Source organism: Erythrobacter aurantius, from assembly GCF_023823125.1.
In the GTDB taxonomy this organism is placed as follows: Bacteria; Pseudomonadota; Alphaproteobacteria; order Sphingomonadales; family Sphingomonadaceae; genus Erythrobacter; species Erythrobacter aurantius.
In genome coordinates this window covers 3,401,431-3,422,084 of the sequence record NZ_CP090949.1, presented here as the reverse complement: position 1 = coordinate 3,422,084, position 20,654 = coordinate 3,401,431, and the positions used below count along the sequence as shown (strand labels likewise).

At 63.0% G+C, this 20,654-nt stretch carries 20 protein-coding genes; 8 read left to right on the top strand and 12 right to left on the bottom strand.

The features are described 5' to 3' along the window. Positions 1-457 precede the first annotated feature (457 nt). Together rpsT and mutM are read right to left on the bottom strand one after the other, a co-directional pair. A complete protein-coding gene (gene rpsT, locus L1K66_RS16405) occupies positions 458-718 on the bottom strand; it encodes a 30S ribosomal protein S20 (protein WP_034955495.1) in 261 nt (86 codons plus the stop codon). Between the two features lie 135 nt (positions 719-853). After that, positions 854-1,669, bottom strand: a complete 816-nt coding sequence (gene mutM / locus L1K66_RS16400) for a bifunctional DNA-formamidopyrimidine glycosylase/DNA-(apurinic or apyrimidinic site) lyase (RefSeq protein ID WP_252260542.1) — start codon at positions 1,667-1,669, stop codon at positions 854-856. A 54-nt stretch (positions 1,670-1,723) separates the two neighbouring features. Between mutM and L1K66_RS16395 the strand changes: the two genes are divergently transcribed. Both L1K66_RS16395 and ubiB read left to right on the top strand, forming a co-directional pair. Beyond that, the gene (locus L1K66_RS16395) at positions 1,724-2,497 is read left to right on the top strand and encodes a class I SAM-dependent methyltransferase (protein WP_407931960.1); all 774 of its coding nucleotides are present in this window, start codon (positions 1,724-1,726) and stop codon (positions 2,495-2,497) included. A 4-nt stretch (positions 2,498-2,501) separates the two neighbouring features. Next, complete coding sequence (gene ubiB, locus L1K66_RS16390) at positions 2,502-4,061, top strand: 2-polyprenylphenol 6-hydroxylase (RefSeq protein WP_034955492.1); 1,560 nt, start codon at positions 2,502-2,504, stop codon at positions 4,059-4,061. Here ubiB and L1K66_RS16385 read toward each other — a convergent pair. Beyond that, positions 4,058-4,438: a DUF4345 family protein gene (locus tag L1K66_RS16385; RefSeq protein ID WP_252258886.1), complete on the bottom strand. Its 381-nt coding sequence runs from the start codon at positions 4,436-4,438 to the stop codon at positions 4,058-4,060. The two genes, ubiB and L1K66_RS16385, sit on opposite strands and share 4 nt — an antisense overlap. A gap of 159 nt (positions 4,439-4,597) precedes the next feature. On the opposite strand from L1K66_RS16385, the gene L1K66_RS16380 reads away from it, so the two are divergent. Both L1K66_RS16380 and dut read left to right on the top strand, forming a co-directional pair. Continuing rightward, positions 4,598-6,298 (top strand): bifunctional phosphopantothenoylcysteine decarboxylase/phosphopantothenate synthase, encoded by a 1,701-nt coding sequence (locus L1K66_RS16380; protein ID WP_252258885.1) that lies wholly within the window; start codon positions 4,598-4,600, stop codon positions 6,296-6,298. Beyond that, positions 6,295-6,753, top strand: a complete 459-nt coding sequence (gene dut, locus L1K66_RS16375; RefSeq protein ID WP_034955486.1) for a dUTP diphosphatase — start codon at positions 6,295-6,297, stop codon at positions 6,751-6,753. The genes L1K66_RS16380 and dut overlap by 4 nt, the downstream gene beginning before the upstream one ends. On the opposite strand, the gene L1K66_RS16370 is transcribed toward dut, so the two are convergent. From L1K66_RS16370 to secB, 5 genes are all read right to left on the bottom strand, one after another. After that, complete coding sequence (locus tag L1K66_RS16370; RefSeq protein WP_252258884.1) at positions 6,750-7,145, bottom strand: energy transducer TonB; 396 nt, start codon at positions 7,143-7,145, stop codon at positions 6,750-6,752. The two genes, dut and L1K66_RS16370, sit on opposite strands and share 4 nt — an antisense overlap. Before the next feature lie 100 nt (positions 7,146-7,245). Then, complete coding sequence (locus L1K66_RS16365; protein ID WP_252258883.1) at positions 7,246-7,929, bottom strand: DUF4136 domain-containing protein; 684 nt, start codon at positions 7,927-7,929, stop codon at positions 7,246-7,248. A 191-nt stretch (positions 7,930-8,120) separates the two neighbouring features. Then, the gene (gene trpS / locus L1K66_RS16360) at positions 8,121-9,140 is read right to left on the bottom strand and encodes a tryptophan--tRNA ligase (protein ID WP_252258881.1); all 1,020 of its coding nucleotides are present in this window, start codon (positions 9,138-9,140) and stop codon (positions 8,121-8,123) included. A gap of 174 nt (positions 9,141-9,314) precedes the next feature. Continuing rightward, positions 9,315-10,910 carry a murein biosynthesis integral membrane protein MurJ gene (gene murJ, locus L1K66_RS16355; protein WP_252258880.1) on the bottom strand — a complete coding sequence of 532 codons (1,596 nt, stop codon included), beginning with the start codon at positions 10,908-10,910 and terminating at the stop codon, positions 9,315-9,317. 27 nt (positions 10,911-10,937) lie between these two features. After that, positions 10,938-11,474 (bottom strand): protein-export chaperone SecB, encoded by a 537-nt coding sequence (gene secB / locus L1K66_RS16350; RefSeq protein WP_252260540.1) that lies wholly within the window; start codon positions 11,472-11,474, stop codon positions 10,938-10,940. Between the two features lie 357 nt (positions 11,475-11,831). Between secB and L1K66_RS16345 the strand changes: the two genes are divergently transcribed. The 3 genes from L1K66_RS16345 to L1K66_RS16335 all read left to right on the top strand — a co-directional run bounded on the left by L1K66_RS16345 (position 11,832) and on the right by L1K66_RS16335 (position 14,341). Further along, positions 11,832-12,491 (top strand): Tim44/TimA family putative adaptor protein, encoded by a 660-nt coding sequence (locus tag L1K66_RS16345; RefSeq protein WP_084155806.1) that lies wholly within the window; start codon positions 11,832-11,834, stop codon positions 12,489-12,491. Positions 12,492-12,572: 81 nt separating this feature from the next. Continuing rightward, positions 12,573-13,766, top strand: a complete 1,194-nt coding sequence (gene mltA / locus L1K66_RS16340) for a murein transglycosylase A (protein WP_407931994.1) — start codon at positions 12,573-12,575, stop codon at positions 13,764-13,766. Then, entirely contained in the window at positions 13,763-14,341 is a 579-nt protein-coding gene (locus L1K66_RS16335) for a Smr/MutS family protein (RefSeq protein ID WP_034955478.1), read from the top strand. Before mltA ends, L1K66_RS16335 begins: the two co-directional genes overlap by 4 nt. On the opposite strand, the gene L1K66_RS16330 is transcribed toward L1K66_RS16335, so the two are convergent. Then, on the bottom strand, positions 14,325-14,879 hold the full coding sequence (locus L1K66_RS16330) for a DUF2306 domain-containing protein (RefSeq protein WP_252258878.1): 555 nt from the start codon (positions 14,877-14,879) through the stop codon (positions 14,325-14,327). The genes L1K66_RS16335 and L1K66_RS16330 overlap by 17 nt on opposite strands. Before the next feature lie 115 nt (positions 14,880-14,994). On the opposite strand from L1K66_RS16330, the gene L1K66_RS16325 reads away from it, so the two are divergent. Beyond that, positions 14,995-15,864, top strand: a complete 870-nt coding sequence (locus L1K66_RS16325; RefSeq protein ID WP_252258877.1) for a LytTR family DNA-binding domain-containing protein — start codon at positions 14,995-14,997, stop codon at positions 15,862-15,864. On the opposite strand, the gene L1K66_RS16320 is transcribed toward L1K66_RS16325, so the two are convergent. The 3 genes from L1K66_RS16320 to ahpF all read right to left on the bottom strand — a co-directional run bounded on the left by L1K66_RS16320 (position 15,861) and on the right by ahpF (position 20,523). Further along, positions 15,861-16,484 carry a Pr6Pr family membrane protein gene (locus L1K66_RS16320; protein ID WP_252258875.1) on the bottom strand — a complete coding sequence of 208 codons (624 nt, stop codon included), beginning with the start codon at positions 16,482-16,484 and terminating at the stop codon, positions 15,861-15,863. The two genes, L1K66_RS16325 and L1K66_RS16320, sit on opposite strands and share 4 nt — an antisense overlap. A 126-nt stretch (positions 16,485-16,610) precedes the next feature. Next, positions 16,611-18,815, bottom strand: a complete 2,205-nt coding sequence (katG, locus tag L1K66_RS16315) for a catalase/peroxidase HPI (RefSeq protein WP_034955470.1) — start codon at positions 18,813-18,815, stop codon at positions 16,611-16,613. A gap of 118 nt (positions 18,816-18,933) precedes the next feature. Further along, positions 18,934-20,523 (bottom strand): alkyl hydroperoxide reductase subunit F, encoded by a 1,590-nt coding sequence (ahpF, locus tag L1K66_RS16310; RefSeq protein ID WP_252258874.1) that lies wholly within the window; start codon positions 20,521-20,523, stop codon positions 18,934-18,936. Positions 20,524-20,654 lie beyond the last annotated feature (131 nt).

Here is a 20,654-nt window from a genome sequence, read left to right as displayed (position 1 = left end):
GTGCTTCCCCAACACTCCCCTGTCCCCCGGAATTGCTTCTAGGAAGTATTATCGACGCTTAGACAGGCATAGCTTCCCTGTGCCCACGAACGCATGTTTCGAGGGTGACCCGTCGCCTACTCTGTAAGACCCCCGGACTGTCCCGCTCCGGGTGAGAGGCAACTAAAGCCCCGGCAGCCGATGAGCGCAAGCGCGGAATTGCAATAAAATTTAAATATTCTTGTTGACTCGGCGCAACCCCGCAGACTTCCGTTCAAGTCATTGAAAAATCGGGATATGGCCAATTCAGGCGGCGCGAATCGCGGGAATTCCTGACATTCTTGGCCCGCGTCGCTGTCACATTCGTCGCAAAGCAAAAGGGCCGCGCCCGCAGACACGACCCTTAACCGTATTGGCTGTCCGAAGACAGCATGGATTTTGTCAGCGCTGCGCCCGAATCACGGGCGCGAGTGCCGAATCAGAGAGCGGCAACCCGCTTCGTCAGGCGCGACATCTTCCGCGCGACGGTGTTCTTGTGCATCACGCCGCGAGCCACGCCGCGGGCGAGTTCCGGCTGAGCAGCCTTCAGCGCAGCAGCCGCTGCATCCTTGTCGCCAGCTTCACATGCGGCTTCGACCTTCTTCACGAAGCTGCGGATGCGGCTCATGCGCGCACCGTTGATTTCGGCGCGGCGATTGTTGCGACGGATGCGCTTACGGGCTTGCGGCGTATTGGCCATAACTGTTTTCTGTCTCGCGTTCTGTTCGGGCCGCGTCAGGCGACCGGATGAAATCTGGATTTGTCCGAAAAACGGCGATTCACCGCCGGAAAGCGGCGCACATAGTCGCGGCAGCGCGAATCGTCAAGAAATCCCTCACTTCTGGCATTTCGGGCAGAACCAGGTGCTGCGCCCACCTTGCGCGATGCGGCTGATCGTTCCGCCATCGGCGCGGCGGCACGGCTCCCCGGTGCGACCGTAAACGTCGAAGGAGGTCGCGAAATATCCCAATTCCCCGTCGGGAGCGGCATAATCGCGCAAGGTCGAGCCGCCGTCGCGGATCGAGGCTTCGAGCACGTCGCGGATCGCCGGTACCAGCCGTTCAAGCTGCGGCCCCGTGACCTTGCCACCGGGCTTGGTGGGGCGGATACCTGCGCGCCATAGCGCTTCGCACACATAGATATTGCCAAGCCCCGCGACGATTCGCTGATCGAGCAGGCACAGCTTGATCGATTGCACCTTGCCCTTGAGCGCGGCCTTTAGGTGGCGGGCGGTCAGGCCCGGCCCCAGCGGCTCCGGGCCGAGCGCGGCGAATTGCGGCCATGCGTCGAGCGTATCGGTGGTGACCAGATCGACCGATCCGAACCGTCGGGGATCGTGCAGCGCGAAGCTGTGGCCGGCTGTTTCCAGCAACAGGTGATCGTGCTTTTCGGGCTGCTCGGGATCGATCCGCCAGCGCCCGCTCATGCCCAGATGGAAGATCATGGTCGCGCCGCGATCGAGATGGATCAACCCGTATTTCGCCCGACGTGACAGCCCCGTCACCTGCGCGCCCGTCATCACCTGCACCAGTTCAGGCGGGAAAGGGCGGCGCAGATCGGCGCGGTTGAGCGTCACCCGCTCGATCCGCTCTCCGTCAAGGAACCGCGCCAGACCGCGGACCGTTGTTTCGACTTCGGGCAATTCAGGCATGTTCATGCCCTTATCACCCTTTGCGCGTCGCACAATTCCATCTAGGGGGTCGGTATGACAAACAGCACCCAAATGACCGACGGCGAAGGCGGAACCGTCTCCTTCGGCTATGAAGACGTCACCCCCGAGGAAAAGACCCGGCGCGTGGGCGAGGTCTTCACCAGCGTGGCGAAGAAGTACGACATCATGAATGATGTGATGAGTTTCGGCATGCATCGCGGGTGGAAGGACCGTTTCGTCAAGCGGGTAAAACCGCAACCGGGTGAGAATATTCTCGATATGGCCGGCGGCACGGGCGACATCGCTTTCCGCATGGCTGATCGGGGTGCGAATGTCACCGTGGCCGATATCAATCAGGACATGCTTGATGTCGGGGCCGAGCGCGCGATGGAGCGCGACGAGGCAGAAGGCGCAGGCAGCCTCGTCTTTTCGAACCAGAACGCCGAGGAAGTGACTTTCGCCTCCAACACCTTCGATGCCTACACCATCGTCTTCGGGATCCGGAACGTCACCTTCAAGGACAAGGCGCTGGCCGAGGCCTATCGCGTCCTGCGGCCCGGCGGACGGTTTTTCTGCATGGAGTTTTCCGTCACCGACTGGTCGGGCTTCCGCGAGATTTACGATCTCTACTCCATGCACGTGATGCCGCGCATGGGGCAGGTCGTTGCGGGCGACACCGAAAGCTATCGCTATCTGGCCGAATCGATCCGCAAATTCCCCCGAGCGCCCGAATTCGAGGCGATGATCCGCTCGGCCGGATTTGTGAACACCAAGGCCGAGATCATCCTTGGCGGTGCTGTCGCGATCCATTCGGGATGGAAAGTCTGAGCGCATGACCGCTCCTGCGACGCATCTTTTCCGCCTTGCGCGGTGGGGCATCACGCTGGCCCGCCGCCGCGCGCTGGTGGGGATCGAGGAAGACCCGAACGCACCAGCACCCGTCCGGCGGCTCGCGCGCCTTGCACGGCTGGCGACCTTCACTTCGAAGAAGGGCACGCGCGATTACGCCGGGGCATTCCGCGCCATCGGCCCGGCCGCGATCAAGCTGGGGCAATCGCTGGCCACCCGGCCCGATCTGGTCGGCGAAGAGGCGGCGCACAATCTGCTGAGCCTGCAGGACAATCTGCCGCCGGTTTCCTTCGATAAGATCAAGGCCGCGATCGAAGCGAGTTTCGACCAGCCGATCGAGGCGCTGTTTTCCGAAATCGATCCGAACCCGGTCGGCGCGGCCTCGATCGCGCAGGTCCATCGCGGTATCACCACGGACGGCCGCAAGGTCGCCGTCAAAGTGCTGCGCCCAGGCATCCGCGAGAAATTCGCGCGCGACATCCAGACCTATGAATGGGCCGCCGCCCATGTCGAGGCGATGGGCGGGGAGGCGATGCGCCTGCGCCCGCGCCTGACCATCGCCAATTTCAAGCGCTGGACCAATTCCGAGCTCGATCTGCGCCGCGAAGCAGCCTCCGCCAGCGAACTGGCCGAGGAAATGAACGGCGTAGGCGGCTATCGCATTCCCGAAATCGACTGGGATCGCACCAATGGCCGGGTGATGACGATCGAATGGGTCGACGGGATCAAGATTTCCAAGCGCGACGAACTCGTCGCCGCCGGACACGATCTTGAAGCGATTGCCGAACGGCTGGTGATCAGTTTCCTGACTCAGGCGATCAGCGCAGGTTTCTTCCATGCCGACATGCATCAGGGCAATTTGTTCGTCGAAGCGGACGGCACCATCGTTGCCATCGATTTCGGCATCATGGGCCGGATTGACCGGCGCGCGCGCCAATGGCTCGCCGAAATCCTCTATGGCCTGACCACTGGCAACTACAAGCGCGTCGCCGAAATCCATTTCGAGGCGCAGTATGTGCCGAGCTATCATTCAGTCGGTGAATTCGCGACCGCGCTGCGCGCCGTGGGCGAACCGATGCGCGGCAAGCCGGTGAAGGAATTGTCGGTCGGCCAGATGCTCGACGGGCTGTTCGCGATCACCCGCGATTTCGACATGCAGACCCAGCCGCACCTGCTGCTGCTGCAGAAGACGATGGTGATGGTCGAAGGGATCGCGACGCAGCTGAACCCTGACATCAACATGTGGGACACTGCCGCACCCTATGTGCGCAGCTGGATCCGCGACGAGCTGGGGCCGGAAGCGGCGGTTGCCGACCGAATCAAGGAAGACACCGAAACGCTATTCCGCCTGCCGGGCCTGATCCGGCGGCTGGAAGAGAAATTCCCGCCCAAGGGCGGCGCGCCGGAACCTCCGCCGCTGCCGGAAATCAAGCTGCTGACCGATCGCCGCGAAGGATCGGGCGGCGGATGGCTGGGCTATTTCATCGCCGGACTGGCAGGTGCGGGCGCCGTTTACGCAGCCACACTCGCGGGCTTGCTTTAAGCCTTTTCCGGCAAGACCCGGCTGCCGATCAGTGCCAGGGCCACGGCCAGCGCCTCGACCGTCATAGGCAGGAACCACGCCTCATATGTGCCATCGAGCGCAAGGCTGACTGCGCGCCCGGCCAAGGTGATCCCCATCAACGCCGCAGTGACGAGCAGCATGTCGCCATTGCGCTTCCACGCTCCCAGCAGGAACGCGCCGCCCGATACCCAGAAGAACGCGGTGAAATCCGCACGGATGCTGGACAGGCCCTGCGCCCCATCGGCCACGAGGCCGAAATCGCCCCCGGCAGTGACCGGATCGGTCAGGAAGCCGAAGCCCATCGAAACGAACAGCACGCCCAGCAGGGCCAGCGCGATGCGCAATGCGATAATCATGGATAATCCCCTCTCGCGCCCGCTTATGGCCACGCCCGCTTCTAAGCACAATATTAACCATCGTGGAGCAAGGCGTAGGCTGGACTTGGCGCGGCTAGGGCAGGGCGCTAGGGAGTTTGCGAAACGCCGTTTGATGGCGTGGTGAGGAGTGTGACGGGGATGGCTTCAACGGGACCAAAGGTGCTGTTGGTCGTGGGTGGCGGGATCGCGGCCTACAAGTCGTGCGAGCTTGTCCGACTGATGCGCAAGGGCGGGGCCGATGTTACCTGCGTGGTGACGAAGGGCGGGCAACAGTTTGTCACCCCCATGTCACTCGCGGCGCTCAGCGAAAATCAGGTCTACACCAGCCTGTTCGATCTCAAGAACGAGGTCGAGATGGGGCATATCGAATTGTCGCGCGAAGCCGATCTGATTGTGGTCTGCCCGGCCACCGCCGATCTGATGGCGAAGATGGCGGCGGGCATTGCCGATGACCTCGCGACCACTCTGATCCTCGCCACCAACAAGCCGGTGATGGCGGTTCCCGCGATGAACGTGAAGATGTGGGAACACGAATCGACCCAGCGCAATGTTGAATGGTTGAAGGATGCGGGCGTCACCGTGCTGCACCCCGATGAAGGGGCGATGGCCTGCGGTGAATTCGGCTATGGCCGCCTGCCTGAACCCAATGCCATCTGGCGCGCGGTCGCCGCGCATTTCGGGATCGAGGTCGAAGACGAAACCCCCGCGCCTGTGGCTGCGAATGACGCGAACGAGGCGCTGGAGCCCGAGGATGACAGCGTCATCGGGGGCGGTCTTGGCGGGCTGCTGTCGCGGATCATTCCGCGCTCCACTGCCAAGCGCAGCGCCGAAGAGATCGAAGCCGAAATGGCCGCGCTGGGCCTCGACGAACTGCCAGAGGATGCCGAGGCAGCCGAACTGGTCGAGGAAGAAGACATCGAGTTCAATCCCGATTTCGAAGGCTCGCCGCTCGCGACCAAGGGCAAGGCCGGGGCTGCACCGCCGACGGATTCAGAGGCGATCAATCACGAAGTCGATGATCGCAAATCCGCGCCTGAAGTGGTCGATGACCCCGAAGAGGTCGAGGCGAAGAAACCCGCCCCTGCCAAGATCGCGGCCAAGCAGGCGGCTCCTGCAAAGGCCGAGGCGATCGAAGCCGACGAAGGCGACATCGCCGCCGAGTTCAATCTGGATGCCGGACATAGGCCGCTTGAAGGTCGCAAGATCCTCGTCACCGCAGGGCCGACCTGGGAATCGATCGACCCGGTGCGCTACATCGCCAACCGTTCGAGCGGGAAGCAGGGCTTTGCCATTGCCGCTGCCGCCGCCGCACTGGGCGCGGATGTCGTGCTGGTCGCCGGGCCGGTCGCGCTCAAGACCCCGGCCGGTGTCGAACGGGTCGATGTCGAAAGCGCCGAGGAAATGAGCACCGCCGTCAAACGCGCGCTGCCTTGCGATGCCGCCGTGATGGTGGCCGCGGTGGCCGACTGGCGGCCCAAGGAATATCGCGAAGAGAAGATCAAGAAGCGCGGTTCCGCCCCGCCTGCGCTGATGCTGACGGAAAACCCCGATATCCTCACCAATCTCGCGGCGGCGTCAAACCGGCCGGCGATGGTGATCGGCTTTGCCGCCGAAACCGAAAACGTCGTCGAAAACGCCAAGAAGAAGCGCAAGCGCAAGGCGTGCGACTGGATCATCGCCAATGACGTTTCGGGCGATGTGATGGGTGGTGATGCCAACCGGGTTCACATTGTCAGCGCCGATGGCGTCGAAAGCCTCGACGAAATGCCCAAGGGCGAGGTTGCGATGGCTCTGATGCAGAAAATGGCTGATGCACTTGCTGCAGGGGCCGAGCAATGAGTGCACAGGTGAAGGTGGAGCTGAAGCGGCTACCCCATGGCGAAGGCCTGCCGCTGCCCGCCTATGCTACCGATGGCGCGGCGGGCATGGATGTCGTCAGCGCGGAAGACGTGACGATTGCCCCGGGCGCACGGCATCCGGTGGCGACTGGCCTTTCGATGGCGATTCCGCAAGGCTACGAAATTCAGGTGCGTCCGCGTTCGGGTCTTGCCTTCAAGCACGGCATCACCGTGCCCAACACGCCCGGCACCATCGACAGCGATTATCGCGGCGAATTGAAAGTGCTGCTGATCAACCACGGAACCGAAGACTTCGCCATCGCGCGCGGAGACCGGGTGGCGCAGCTGGTCCTCGCCCCGGTGGTGCAGGCGGCATGGGCCGAAGTGGACGAACTCGACGCGACCGAGCGCGGCGCGGGCGGCTTCGGATCAACCGGCGGACACGCGAAGCTTTAGTCTACCGGTGTTGGCAGCGGCTGCACCGTTTCTGGCGGGTTGTGGTCGATCACCCATTTTATTGCTGAAGAATAGGTGCTTGCGACCGGTTTGCCCGAGCTATCCGTCGCTGGGGTGAACCGCGCGCGAATTTCCAGAACTCGGCAGGTATTCTGGTCTGTTTGAGTATCACCACTGCCTTCGATGATCCGGCATCCCGTTACTCTGCCCTCTTCGCTAACTGACAATTCGAATCGGACGGTACCCTCTCGGCCACAGCCATGCCAGGAACAGCGCAGATCGTGGGCGGTGAACCACTTTTTTGGAGAAATCGGAACAGGCTTCTCGTCGGCCCATGCGGTGGCGGGCAGGGCGACCAGCAAACCCGCGCAGGTCAGGAACATCGGTCTCATCTTGCTCCTTTCTAATGCGGGCACCCAGAATCAAAAAGGGCGGCGCTGATCCCTTGCGCCGCCCTTTCCGTCCCATCCAAGGGTATGATCTGCTGCCGGCTCAATCGGTCGGTCTTACGCTCTTTCCGTCTTCGCGGATAGTGATCCGCAGCGTTTCGCCATTGTTGCCCGGAAAATCGGTGAACAGCGCGTCGACAAGGTTCGGCACGAGGCTTTGCAGCCGGTTCGAACGGGACACGGCCTGCGCCTGCCCTTCGAACAGGCGTTCACCCGTGGCGGCATTGTCGATCTTCATTTCCACACCGCTGGTGTAGACGGTGTAGCTGCGCACTTCCGGCCCGGCGAGGAACGGATCGTAGAAGCCGAAGGCATAGCTGCGACGGAAACCGAAGCCGCCAAAGCCGCCCCACGGGCCGAAGAACGGATCGCCCGCAAAGCCGGTGGTGCGCACGCGTTCACGCCCGTTATCGACATCATAGTCGAACCGCACCAGCAGGTTCGCCGTTTCCGGCGATGCTGCGCGATTGTAACCCAGCTTGGCCATTTCGGCGGCGACCAGATCGGCATACATCGCGAATTCAAGACCACCAGCCAGCGCCGGATCGTCCGCGACGACGGCAAAGCTCTGGCCCTGCGGCGCAGGCAGTTGCGCCTGAAAGCGCGAAACGTCCGCATTGAACGATGGGGCACATGCAGAAAGGCCGACAGCCAGCGCGCCTGCAAGAACAAGGCGGAGGGTGCGACTCACGGGGGTAGAGTGCTTGGTCATTTCACGGATGTTCATGGCATATCCTCAGTCAATCCGCCAGCGCGTCGTTGGGACGCCCGGCGTCGAACTCCAGTAAACCAACGACCTGTTGCCCTACCCCATGCGCGCCGGAATTCCGGCCGGTGACCCTGTTGTGCGACCTGCCACTGCGATGAAACAAGGTAACACTGCGGGCTGAACCACGCTTTAACGCAAGTCGGGAACGGTCAGCCGCGCACCAGGCCCAGCGCCTTGTATGCGGCATCGAGCGTGGGAGTGCCGCGCTCGCGTGCTTGCGCAGCCCCGCGTGCAAGGATCGCGTCGAGCGCCTCCTGATCGTCCTTGAGCTCCATGAAGCGCGCGTTGATGGGCGCGAGCGTTTCGATCAGCACTTCGCCCAGGGCAGGCTTGAACGCACCGAAACCCTGCCCGCCATGCTCGACGAGCACCTGCTCCGCAGTCTGGCCTGTAAGCGCGGCATAGATGCCGACCAGGTTCTTCGCTTCGGGCCGTTCCTCCAGCCCCTTTTCTTCCGAAGGCAGGGGTTCGGGATCGGTCTTTGCCTTCTTGATCTTCTTCATGATCGTGTCGGCATCGTCAGTCAGGCTGATGCGGCTCATGTCCGAAGGATCGGATTTCGACATCTTGGCCGATCCGTCACGCAGCGACATGATCCGCGCCGCGGCGGGCGGAATGTAAGGTTCTGGCAGGGTGAACAGAGGTGCGTCCTCGCTGCAGAAATCATTGTTGAACTTCTGCGCAATGTCGCGGGCGAGCTCCAGATGCTGTTTCTGATCCTCTCCCACCGGCACATGCGTTGCCTGATACAGCAGCACGTCTGCAGCCTGAAGCACGGGGTAAGTGAACAGCGCGACCGACTGGCCTTCGCGGTTCTTGCCCGCCTTGTCCTTCCACTGCGTCATACGGTTGAGCCAGCCCATGCGCGCCGTGCCGTTGAGGAGCCATTGCAGTTCGGCATGGGCCGGAACCTGCGCCTGGTTGAACAGCACGGTCTTTGCAGGGTCCACTCCGCAGGCGACCAGCGTGGCGACCATTTCGCGTGTGTTCTGCGTCAGTTCGGCGGGGCTGTGAGGCTGCGAGATCGCGTGCAGGTCGGCAAGGAAGATGAAGCATTCGCCGCCCGCCGCATGGGCTTCATCCTGAAGCTTCACATAGTTGACGATAGCGCCGAGGTAATTGCCGAGATGCGGCTTGCCCGTCGGCTGGATGCCGGAAACGACTCTCATTTTGGGATACTCTCTTTGTAACTGGATTGAAGCTGCGGTGCTCAGATCATGAGCTTGCAAGCCATCGCCAGGCCGCCCGCCCGCGCAGCACGAAGCGTGCCGGGGCTGAACCTGAAAAGAGATGCGAACCAGTCATGGCCCCAGCCAATAGCACAGCCGCCCACGGGGGCAAGATCACTCGGGCGCCGGGGGAGCCTGTTTGCGGGTCAGCGTAGCGATGCGCTGACGGTCAATCGCGCCGACTGCGAAAGCGATGCCGAAATAGACCACCACCGCCGCTCCCACGAGCGCGAGCAGCGCACCGAGCCTCGCGAACAGCCCGGCGGAATACCAGCCCGTCAGGACATCGCTGGTGAAGAACAAGACCGCGCCCATGGCGGCGGCGGCCAGCACCTGCCGCGAAATCCTGAACAGCAGCACGCCGGGCACGCGGTAATGTCCGCGCATGGCCAGCACCACCAGCAGGAAGCCGACGTTGATCCACGCCCCGATGACGCTGGCAAAGGCGACGCCGACAACCCCGTAAGTGTCCAGCAGTGCGAAGTTGAAGGTGATGAACACCGCCAGAGAAATGAACGCCGCCACAACCGGGGTGCGCGTATCGGCGCGGGCGTAGAAATTCGGCACCAGCACCTTCACCAGCACATAGGCGGGCAGGCCCATCACCAGCGCGGCCAGCACCTGCCCGGTGGACGCCGCATCAGCCAGATCGAAGCGTCCGCCCTGGAATATCATGGTGACGAACGCCTCGGCGCAAATCGCCAGCGCGACCGCGGCCGGGATCGTCAACAGCATTGCCAGTTCGATCGCATCCGACTGGATCCGGTCCGCGCCTTCCTTGTTGCCGGTCCCGACGAACTTGCTCAGCGTCGGCAGGATCGCGGTTGACAGGGCAATGCCGATGATCCCCAGCGGCAACTGGTTCAGCCGGTCGGCATAATTCATGTAGCTGACCGATCCGTCCTCAAGCTGGTTGAGGAAGTATAGCTGCACCAGCGTGTTGATCTGATACGCGCCGCCGCCGATGGCTGCGGGCAGGGCGATGATGCCCAGCCGTTTCACTTCCGGCGTGATGCGCGGCAGCCGCATCTTCACCTCGAACCCTTCGACCCGGACCCAGTAATACAGCCATGCCAGCTGCATCACGCCCGCGCCTGTCACCGCCCATGCAATGCCGTAGGCGACCTGTTCGACGCTTGCCCCGGTATTGGATGCAAACCATTCGCCCGTCAGCAACGCGGCAATCAGCACGATGTTGAGAATGATCGGAAAGCTCGCCCCCGGTGCGAACCGCGAAACCGAATTGAGCATTCCGGTGAACAGCGTCACCAGGCTGACAAGTATGATGTAGGGGAACATGATCCGCGCAAAATCGACCGCCAGCGGATAGGTTTGCGGATCAGCCGGCTTTTCCGACAGCAGCCAGATCACCCCCGGCATCGCCAGTTCTAACACCGCCACCAGCGCGATCAGCACAGGCAGGAAAACGGAAAGCACATCGGCGCTGAAACTGCGCGCTTCCCCCAGCCCCTGCTCCGGGGTTTCCGCCCCGTGCAGGCGCTTTGAGAACATCGGCACGAAAGCGGCCGAAAACGCGCCTTCGGCAAACAGCCGACGGAACACGTTGGGGATGATGAAGGCCTGAAACCACGCATCGGTCACCTCATTGGCACCGAGCACGCGGGCGAAAATCATTTCGCGCGCCATGCCGGCCACGCGGCTCACCAGCGTGAGCGAGCCGATCGTGCCGACATTCTTGAGCAGGCTCATGGCGATCAGGCCCGCACGGTTACGGGTTTACGCGTCGCCGGTGGGCGAGGGGGCGTTGCCAGCAGCCGCGGCTTCCTGTGCGCGCTTCGCCTGAAGCTGCTGGATGTACAGGCCGTTGAAGTCGATCGGATCGACCATCAGCGGCGGGAACCCGGCATCGCGCACGGCATCGGCGACGACGCGGCGGGCGAAGGGGAAGAGCATGCGCGGAGCTTCGGCGAAAAGGAACGCGTGGGCCTGCTCTTCGGGAATGTTGCGGATGCCGATCAGGCCGCAATAGGACAGCTCGACGATGTAGGCGGTGCCCTTGGCCGAAGAGGCGGTGATGTTGATTTTCAGCTCGACCTCGGTCACCTGCTCGCCCTTGGGCTGCGCACCGATGTTGAACTGCACGTCGACCTTGGGCGCATCGGTCCATTGGAACACGTCCGGCGCGTTCGGGTTTTCGACCGACAGGTCCTTCACATACTGCGTGATGATGCCGGCAGCAGGCTGATTGTCCGCGCCGTTTGCACCCGCACCGGGATTGTCGAGATTCGTGAGAACGTCGCCTTCTTCGGCCATGATCGTTTCGTCTTTCGTTTGACTGTTCAGATATTGCTCAGCGTGCATGGTTTAATCCGCCACGCACAAGATGTCCCTAGAAGCCCGCGCGCCTAGCAGGGGTGCGCGATGCAGGCAATGGGGCGCCGCACACGCTGAACGGTTGCATGGCAGCCACGAAAGGCAAGGTTTTACGGTTTTGTGAAACCGAAAAGGCGTTGGCGAATTGAATTTGGTGCCTATTTATGGGACGACACGCATCTTGATGCCGCGTTGCCCGTATTTAGGGACAGTTTGCGCTGTTTTCTGTCTGCCGGATCAACGCCGAATTGATCAGGCCGCCCGCCAAAAGGCGCTGAAAGGATACCAGGTACTACCGTGATTCTAGAAATCGTCATCCTTGCCATGATTGCCGCATTCCTGGGGCTGCGCCTGTATTCCGTGCTTGGCCGCCGGGCGGAGCATGAGGAAGAGTCGATCCCGCAGCGTTTTGACGCGGGCGACAATGCCTCCGCACCCGGTTCGATCGCCCCGCAGGCGACCCAGCCGGTGCCGCCGCGCGCGATCGAGCTTGAAGGGGTGATGCCCGCGGTTGAGCGTGGCGTGCGCGAGATCGCGGCTGCGGATCGCGGTTTCGACATTTCGCAATTCATGCAGGGCGCCAAGGGTGCCTATGAAATGGTGCTCGAAGCGTTCTGGAACGGTGACCGCGAAACGCTGCGCGACCTGTGCGATGATGATGTCTACGAAGGTTTCATCGCCGCGATCGACGAGCGCGAGGCCGCCGGTCACACGCTCGACAACAAGCTGATCCGGATCGAGGAAACCCGCATCCATTCGGCTTCGCTCGACAAGCGCATGGCGCGGATCGCGATCCTGTTTGTTGCCGATATCGCCGCTGTCACCCGGGATGCGGATGGCAATGTGATCGCGGGAAGCCTCGACGATGCGATCGAGAGCCGCGACGTCTGGACCTTCAGCCGCAATGTCGGCTCGAATGATCCCAACTGGCTGCTCGACGAAACCGACGAAGGGTAAGTCTTGGCAATCGGGGGCGCGGATACTGCCGGGGTCATTCGGCTCGACGGGCCTGAAACACCGCGCCGCAAACCGGCATCCATTGCCAGCGGGTTCGGGGCGCTGTTCGCTTCTATCGCCATCTTGAGCGCCTGTGCGATCATTCCCGAAAGCTCGCCGCCCAGCACCGTGATTCCCGTTCCGCCCGCCGCTGGCGTGGTGAGCGCCGCGATGGCCGGGGTCAGCCAGGGGCCAAGCGTTGGCGCGCTCGGCATCGGGCGCGAGGACGCCGGAACGGCCTTGGCCGCGTTTGTCGAATCCTGTCCGCAGCTGCTTTCCCGTGAGGACGTGAGCGGCCTTGCCTATGGCGCCGATTGGCGTCCGGCTTGCGAGGCTGCGGTGAACTGGCCAGTCGGCGATGCACCGCATTTCTTCCAGACCCATTTCGAAACCGTGCGGGTTGGCGACGGCAGCGCCTTTGCGACCGGATATTTCGAGCCTGAGATCATGGGCAGCCGCACCCGCAAGCCGGGCTATGTCCCGGTCTATGCCATGCCCGATGATCTGGTTCGCGGCTGGCCCGCTGATACACCCGTGTCCGAACGCACCGGGCGCGCGCCGCTGGGCCGGTATGACAGGGATGGCAATTTCGTCCTCTATTACGAACGGGCCGAGATCGAGGACGGTGCGCTTGAAGGGCGCGTTCCGGTAATCGCCTGGGCAGCGGACCCGGTCGAATTCTTCTTCCTCCAGATTCAGGGATCGGGCCGCATCCGCACCGAGACGGGCGAAGTGATCCGCATCGGATATGCGGGGCAGAACGGGCGCGGTTACACCGGCATCGGCGGCGTGATGCGGGAACGCGGATTGCTGGGTGACGGGCCGGGCCAATACCCCGGATCGATGCAGGGCATCATGGCCTATATCCGCGAAAACCCGCGTGAAGGGCGTGATCTGATGCGCCTCAACAAGAGCTGGATTTTCTTCCGCGAATTGCGCGGTGACGGGCCATTGGGCGCGCTGGGCGTACCGGTTCGGCGCGAAGCATCGGTCGCGGCGGATCCGGCCTTTGTCCCGCTGGGCGCGCCCGTCTGGCTTGAGCTTGACCGGCGCGAGGCCAATGGCCTGTGGATCGCGCAGGATACCGGGGGGGCGATCAAGGGGGCGAACCGTTTCGACACCTTCTGGGGCGCAGGCGAAGACGCACGCCGCATTGCTGGCGGAATGAGCGCCCGCGGGCAGGCGCTGTTGCTGCTGCCAAAAGGCACGGTGGCACGGCTCAATTCCGCGCAATGACGATCCCCCGCGGTCTTTCCGCTGAAGAGCAGGCGGCATGGGCGCGTCTGGCGCAAAGCGTCACGCCGCTGGCCGGACGCAAGGTTCCCGGCGTCGCTGCCGAAAGCGAGCCCAAGCGCCATGTTTCGCCAAAGCCATCGCCCAAGCCGGTGATGAAGCCCGCGCCCAAGCTCGGGGTGGCAAAGCGGCCCGCAGCCGCCACTCCGCCGCCGCCAAAGCGGGCGTTTAATTCGCAGCTTGACGGGCATTGGAACCGGCGGATCAAGTCGGGTGACATCTCCCCCGACTACACGCTCGACCTGCATGGCCACACGCTCGACAGCGCCTACACCCGTATCATCGCCGGGCTGGATCAGGCGCGGGCGATGGGCGCGCGGGTGGTGCTGGTGGTGGCAGGACGGGAAAGGCCGGTCGATCCGGCTGATCGCCAGCACAAGCGCGGGGCGATCCGGGCCAAGCTGCTCGACTGGCTGGCGGCGAGCCACCATGCCGAAGCAATCGCGGCGGTGCGCCGCGCGCACATCCGGCATGGCGGTGACGGGGCGCTGTATCTGGTGCTTAAAAGAAGCCGTTAGGCCATCCGAAGGTCCAGACGTTCATCAGTCGACCGGGCACGAGGAAAGCAAAGATCCCCGGGATCATCAACGCGCCAAGATAAAGCCCGACAATCTCCTTGCGATGGGTCGGCATATCGCCCCTGCGCGTCGATGAGACGACCTTCCATGAGGTGTACAGCACCAGCGGCACGAACAGGTGGATCCAGCTGAAGCTTCCGCCCGGCCGGATGAACAGGGCGATCAGCGCGGTGGTGACCATCAGACCGATCCATACCCGGCCCAGCAGCTTGTGAAGATCGGTACCCTTGCGTGCGAGCAGCAGATAGGCGCCCAGCGGGATCGCGGGAAGCACCGTGGTGACATGCAGCGCGACGGCGAGGTGCCGGATATTCGGATGCATCGGGGCAATCCCGGTGATGCCCCGCAAGGTCGCAAATGCGGCCAGCACTGTCATCGACAGACCTGCAATCAGGATCACGCCACGCAGAACCGGGGGGTATTCCACGGGGCCGGGCCGGGCTTTGGTGAAAGGGTTGAGCAGGGCAAGAGTAGACATGGGTTTCTCCTTTCCGGATGGCTGTTGAGCCCTTCCTGCCGGTAGCCCACTGACAGGCAAGCCGTGGTCAGCGAGCGGTGCGCGTCCTTCGTGAACAGGTCAGATCTGGCGCCCTTTGCCACTTTACGAAGCGCGAATTGGCGCTAGTTTCGACGCGATGGACGGGGTCACCACGCAACAGCCGGGAACGGGACGGCGCTCGCTTGCACGCAAGCTGATCATCGATCTGTCAGTGATGACGGTGATCGGCGTGGTGATGGCGCTGATCGGGCCGTTCGGGAGCTTTGGCGATCCGCTCGCGGTCCGGTTGATGGTGTGGCTTGGCCTGGGTTACGCAGGCTACTTCATATATTCGCCCGTCGGCTGGCTGGTGGATCGCCTGTCCGCAGCGCTCGATTTGCCGCGCATCCTGTTGTGGGTGGCTGGGACGATGCTGGCGACCGTTCCGATGGCCGTAATCGTGTGGTCGCTGGGGCAGATTACAACCGACTATTTCCGAGTTCCGCAGGCGCAGGAAGCGCTGCTGCATTACTGTTATGTGCTGGTGATTGGCGGCGGCATCACTCTGTTGTTCAACATGATCCAGATACCGGGGGACCAGCCGCAGCCCACGGCAGTTGCCCAAGCGGACACGACCACCAAGGAAGCGCCTTCGGCCGCCGCACAACCAGCGGCCAACCTGTTGCTTGACCAGTTGCCGGCCTCGCTGGGCAGCGACGTGATCGCGCTGGAGATGGAGGACCATTACGTCCGCGTCCACACCGCGCTCGGCAGCGAGCTGGTGCTGATGCGGCTGCGTGATGCGATGGCCTATCTTTCCGACGTCGAAGGGCGGCAGGTGCACCGCAGCTGGTGGGTCGCCCGGCTCGCCGTAGAGGACGTCAAGCGCGAGGGGCGCAACGTCCGGCTGGTGCTTTCAGGCGGGCTGGAAGCGCCCGTGGCACGCGCGCAGGTCAGCGAACTGAAAACCGCTGGCTGGATCTAGAAGCGCGCGTTCAAAGCGTTCTTGATCGTCGCCAGTCCGGCGCCGACCATGGCAAAGAAAGCCGCCAGAACGACATTGCTGATCGCATACTGGAATGCGCCAAGCCGTGTCAGGTCGAGGAAGAAGTAGGCATAAAACCCGGTCAGCTCGCCCAGCACGACTGCGAAGGCGCCATAGGCAAGCGGCGGGGTCATGATCGCCGGAATCAACGCGCTGACATCGGCGGTTGGCGGCGTGAACCGCAGCCACCATGCCACCACCGCAATCGGGACGAGCGTGTGGAACACCTGATTGGTGACAAGCTGCCATCCTTCGGGCTGATGATCCGCTGCCAGCAACGCCCAATAAACGCTGCCGATCACTGTCAGCATGGTTGCGAGCGCGGCCATCACCTTTGGCGCGACGGGGCGGCCAGACGCAGCCCATCCCATTACGGCGAAGGCCCCGACATTGCCCCAGATCGTGAAGAACCGCAGCAGGCCGCCGGCGTTTGCCGCAGCGCTGCCCTGACCCACGGCGATCTCAGTCGCCAATGCCGCCAATGCCGCCCCCGATATCAATGCGGCGAAAAGCCTTTCCGCGGGAAAGCGCCGCGTCGATGGTTCAGCGATAGTGTTCATGGTGCGTGTCTATCACCGCATTTCAGCCGCCTGCCAATACAAAAGACCCCCGGCGTTTCCACCGGGGGTCCCTCGCGACCCTGACCGACAATGGGGGGTGGTCAGGGTTCAGGATGATGCAGCGGTTCAGCCGCTGTACTTGGCGTATTTCACGTCGAAGCGATCGGCGTTCATCACCTTGTTCCAGGCGCTGATGAAGTCGCAGACAAACTTCCCTTCGGCTCCGGTCTCGGCATAGACTTCGGCCTGAGCGCGAAGCTGCGAGTTGGAACCGAAGATCAGGTCTGCGCGGGTCGCGGTGTACTTCTTCGCACCGGTCTTGCGGCAGGTGCCGACATATTCCTCGTCACCGCTGCCATCGACGGGCGTCCACTTGGTGCTCATATCGAGCAAGTTGCGGAAGAAGTCCGTCGTCAGCACGCCGACTGTGTCAGTGAACACGCCATGCGCGGTGTTGCCGCTGTTCGCGCCCAGCACCCGCAGCCCGCCGACCAGCACGGTCAGTTCGGGGATCGACAGGCCCAACAGGTGCGCCTTGTCGATCAGCATGTCTTCGGTGCGGACGTTCGCCTTGGTCTTGAGGTAGTTGCGGAAACCGTCGGCAAACGGCTCAAGCGGTTCGAAGCTGGCCGCATCGGTGTGCTCGGGCGCACAGTCGCCGCGGCCACCCAGGAACGGAACGGTCACGTCATGGCCGGCATCGCGTGCGGCCTTTTCGACTGCCGCCGAACCGGCCAGCACGATCGCATCGGCCATGCTGAGATCACCGCGAAGCTCGTCGATCTTGGCCAGAACCTTTGCGAGTTCGGCGGGATCGTTCGCGGCCCAGTCCTTCTGCGGGGCCTGAGTGATGCGCGCACCATTGGCGCCGCCACGGTGATCGGACTTGCGATAGGTCGAAGCCGAAGCCCACGCCGCCTTCACCAGTTCGCTGATCGTCAAGCCGCTGCCGAGGATCGCGTCCTTGAACCGGGCGACTTCCGCATCCGACGGGGTGGTGCCGGCGGGAACCGGGTCCATCCAGATCAGCGTTTCTTCGGGGACTTCCGGCCCCATGTACCGCACTTTCGGCCCCATGTCGCGGTGGCACAGCTTGAACCAGGCGCGGGCAAAGGCATCGTCAAGCTGTTCCGGATTGTTCAGGAAACGCTCCGAAATCTTGCGATATTCCGGGTCCATCTTCAGCGCCATGTCGGCGGTGGTCATGATGGTCGGCACCTTCTTCGAAGGATCGCGTGCGTCGGGCGCCATGTCTTCCGGATCGGGATTGATCGGCGTCCACTGCTGCGCGCCCGCGGGGCTGTGCACCAGTTCATAGTCATATTTGAACAGCAGCCGGAAATAGTCGTGGCTCCACGCAGTCGGATTGTTCGACCAGCTGCCTTCGATACCCGAAGTGGTGATGTGGCCCTTGGCGATTTCCTCTTCGTCGATCAGCCAGCCGAAGCCCTGCCGCTCAAGCGCTTCGCCTTCGGGTGCGCCGCCGAATGTGTCGGAGGGCTGCGCGCCATGCGCCTTGCCGAAAGCGTGGCCGCCTGCGGTAAGCGCGACGGTTTCTTCGTCATTCATCGCCATCCGGGCGAAGGTTTCACGCATGTCGCGCGCGCTTTCCAGCGGATCGGGATTGCCGCCGGGGCCTTCGGGATTGACGTAAATCAGGCCCATCTGGATCGCGGCGAGCGGATTCTCGAGCGCCATGCCTTCCTTGGGCTGGATGCGGGTGGCGACGCCTTCGTTCACCCACTGCTCTTCGGTGCCCCAATAGACGCTTTCCGGCTCGAACACGTCGGCACGGCCGCCGCCAAATCCGAACACCGGCCCGCCCATGCTTTCAATCGCGACATTGCCGGCGAGGATGTAGAGATCGGCCCAGCTGATCGCCTTGCCGTATTTCTGCTTGATCGGCCAAAGCAGGCGGCGCGCCTTGTCGAGGTTGCCGTTGTCGGGCCAGCTGTTGAGCGGAGCGAAACGCTGTTGCCCGCTGCCCGCACCGCCGCGACCGTCGCCGGTGCGATAGGTGCCAGCCGCGTGCCATGCCATGCGGATGAAGAACGGCCCGTAGTGGCCGTAATCGGCGGGCCACCAATCCTGGCTGTCTGTCATCAGCGCGGTCAGATCAGCCTTCAGCGCTTTGTAATCGAGCGTGTTGAAAGCAGCAGGATAGTCGAAGTCTTCGCCATAGGGATTGGCGGACTTGCCTTCCTCGGTCAGGATGTCGAGCTGCGTTGCCTCGGGCCACCAGTCCTTGTTGGTGCGGCCCAGCAGCGTGCGCATTCCGCCGTCGCCGTGGAACGGGCAGCCGCCGCTCATTTCACCTGTCTTCGCGTCCATAGGGGTTCTCCTCTCTCTCGTAAGACTCGAAACTGTTCGAGTATGATGGGAGGAGAATGATGCACGCGGCCTGATCAGTCCAATCGATTAAACTGGGCTGATTGATTTATTCAGGCGATCAAGCTGCTTGTGCAACCTCATCGACCGGCTCGTTGCGGATCAGATAATCGAATGCGCCAAGCCCCGCGGTCGCGCCGCTGCCCATAGCCACCACGATCTGCTTGTCCTTGACGGTGGTGCAGTCGCCTGCGGCGTAGATGCCCGGCAGGTTCGTCGCACCGTGATCATCGACGACAATCTCGCCGAACCTGGAAAGTTCGAGGTCCGTCTCGCGCAGCCATTCGGTGTTCGGGACAAGTCCGATCTGCACGAACACGCCTTCGAGTTCGATGGTGCGTTCCTCGTTGCTGGCGCGGTCTTTCAGCACCAGACCATTCACGCGGCTGCCATCGCCAAGGATTTCGGTCGTCTGACCGTTGGTGATGATGGCGACATTCGGCATCGAACGCAGCTTGCGTTGCAGCACTTCGTCCGCGCGCAGCTTGGTGTCGAATTCGATCAGGGTGACATGGCCTACGATCCCGGCAAGGTCGATCGCCGCTTCGACGCCCGAATTGCCGCCGCCGATTACCGCGATCCGCTTGCCCTTGAACAGCGGGCCGTCGCAGTGCGGGCAGTAGGCCACGCCCTTGTTGCGGTATTCGGCTTCGCCCGGCACGCCGAGATTGCGCCAGCGCGCACCGGTCGAAAGGATGATCGCGCGCGATTTCAGCACCGCGCCGTTCGCCATCACCACTTCGTGCATCCCGCCGGCCTTGGTTGCGGGCTTGATCTGCGTCGCACGGGCAAGGTCCATCATGTCGATGGCATTGTCGGCCACCTGCTTCTTCAGGTCATCCGACAGCTTGGGCCCTTCGGTGTAGCTGGTGCCCGGCAGGTTCTCGATCCCGAGCGTATCCTGCAACTGGCCGCCGAAACGCTCCGCCGCGATGCCCGTGCGGAAGCCCTTGCGCGCGGTGTAGACGCCCGCAGCCGCTCCGGCGGGACCGCCGCCGATGATCAGCACTTCGAACGGGTCCTTGGCGTTCAGCTTCTCAGCCGCCTTGTCGTCCGCGCCGCTGTCCAGCTTGGACAGGATTTCGGCCAGCTCCATCTTGCCGTTGTAGAAGCTTTCGCCGTTGAGGAAGGTCGCCGGAACCGCGAGCACGCCGCGTTCCTCGACTTCGCCTTGAAAGGTGCCGCCTTCGATCAGCGTGGCGGTGATGCGCGGGTTTTCGAGCGCCATCAGCGTCAGCGCCTGCACCACGTCGGGGCAGTTGTGGCACGAAAGCGAGAAGAACATCTCGAATTCGAAATCGCCTTCAAGCGCGCGCACCTGCTCGATCAGGTCGGCGTCAATCTTGGGCGGGTGGCCACCGGCCCACAGCAGGGCCAGCACCAGCGATGTGAATTCATGGCCCATCGGCAGGCCAGCAAACCGCACCCAGCGCTGCGCGTCGGAGGCGCGGCGGATGATGAAGCTGGGCTTGCGTGCGTGAGTGCCGTCAAACGATGCGCTGACCATGTCATGCAGCGCGGCGATTTCTGTCAGAAGTTCGCGCGTCTGAGCGGATTTTTCGGAATCGTCCAGCGATGCGACGAGCTCGATCGGCTCGCGAAGATTGGCGAGATACTGTTTGAGCTGGGTCTGCATGTTCGCATTGAGCATGGATTCCTCCGATAGAATTTCTGTGTTTTCCCCTTTGGAGGGGCAGTCAGGGCCGGAAACTCGCTCGCCAAGGGGGGGAGAGGAGGCGAGGGCTTCCGGCCCGTCTGCGACCCGAACCTTGTTCTGGCTCG

Excerpts from the sequence above, each read along its gene's own strand:
- L1K66_RS16330 (WP_252258878.1), bottom strand. The coding sequence starts at position 14,879 with ATGTCTACTCTTGCCCTGCTCAACCCTTTCACCAAAGCCCGGCCCGGC.
- L1K66_RS16395 (WP_407931960.1), top strand. The coding sequence starts at position 1,724 with ATGACAAACAGCACCCAAATGACCGACGGCGAAGGCGGAACCGTCTCC.
- L1K66_RS16320 (WP_252258875.1), bottom strand. The coding sequence starts at position 16,484 with ATGAACACTATCGCTGAACCATCGACGCGGCGCTTTCCCGCGGAAAGG.
- murJ (WP_252258880.1), bottom strand. The coding sequence starts at position 10,910 with ATGAGCCTGCTCAAGAATGTCGGCACGATCGGCTCGCTCACGCTGGTG.
- dut (WP_034955486.1), top strand. The coding sequence starts at position 6,295 with ATGAGTGCACAGGTGAAGGTGGAGCTGAAGCGGCTACCCCATGGCGAA.
- ahpF (WP_252258874.1), bottom strand. The coding sequence starts at position 20,523 with ATGCTCAATGCGAACATGCAGACCCAGCTCAAACAGTATCTCGCCAAT.
- katG (WP_034955470.1), bottom strand. The coding sequence starts at position 18,815 with ATGGACGCGAAGACAGGTGAAATGAGCGGCGGCTGCCCGTTCCACGGC.
- L1K66_RS16385 (WP_252258886.1), bottom strand. The coding sequence starts at position 4,438 with ATGATTATCGCATTGCGCATCGCGCTGGCCCTGCTGGGCGTGCTGTTC.
- L1K66_RS16335 (WP_034955478.1), top strand. The coding sequence starts at position 13,763 with ATGACGATCCCCCGCGGTCTTTCCGCTGAAGAGCAGGCGGCATGGGCG.
- ubiB (WP_034955492.1), top strand. The coding sequence starts at position 2,502 with ATGACCGCTCCTGCGACGCATCTTTTCCGCCTTGCGCGGTGGGGCATC.
- mutM (WP_252260542.1), bottom strand. The coding sequence starts at position 1,669 with ATGCCTGAATTGCCCGAAGTCGAAACAACGGTCCGCGGTCTGGCGCGG.
- L1K66_RS16365 (WP_252258883.1), bottom strand. The coding sequence starts at position 7,929 with ATGAACATCCGTGAAATGACCAAGCACTCTACCCCCGTGAGTCGCACC.
- rpsT (WP_034955495.1), bottom strand. The coding sequence starts at position 718 with ATGGCCAATACGCCGCAAGCCCGTAAGCGCATCCGTCGCAACAATCGC.
- L1K66_RS16370 (WP_252258884.1), bottom strand. The coding sequence starts at position 7,145 with ATGAGACCGATGTTCCTGACCTGCGCGGGTTTGCTGGTCGCCCTGCCC.
- trpS (WP_252258881.1), bottom strand. The coding sequence starts at position 9,140 with ATGAGAGTCGTTTCCGGCATCCAGCCGACGGGCAAGCCGCATCTCGGC.
- L1K66_RS16380 (WP_252258885.1), top strand. The coding sequence starts at position 4,598 with ATGGCTTCAACGGGACCAAAGGTGCTGTTGGTCGTGGGTGGCGGGATC.
- secB (WP_252260540.1), bottom strand. The coding sequence starts at position 11,474 with ATGGCCGAAGAAGGCGACGTTCTCACGAATCTCGACAATCCCGGTGCG.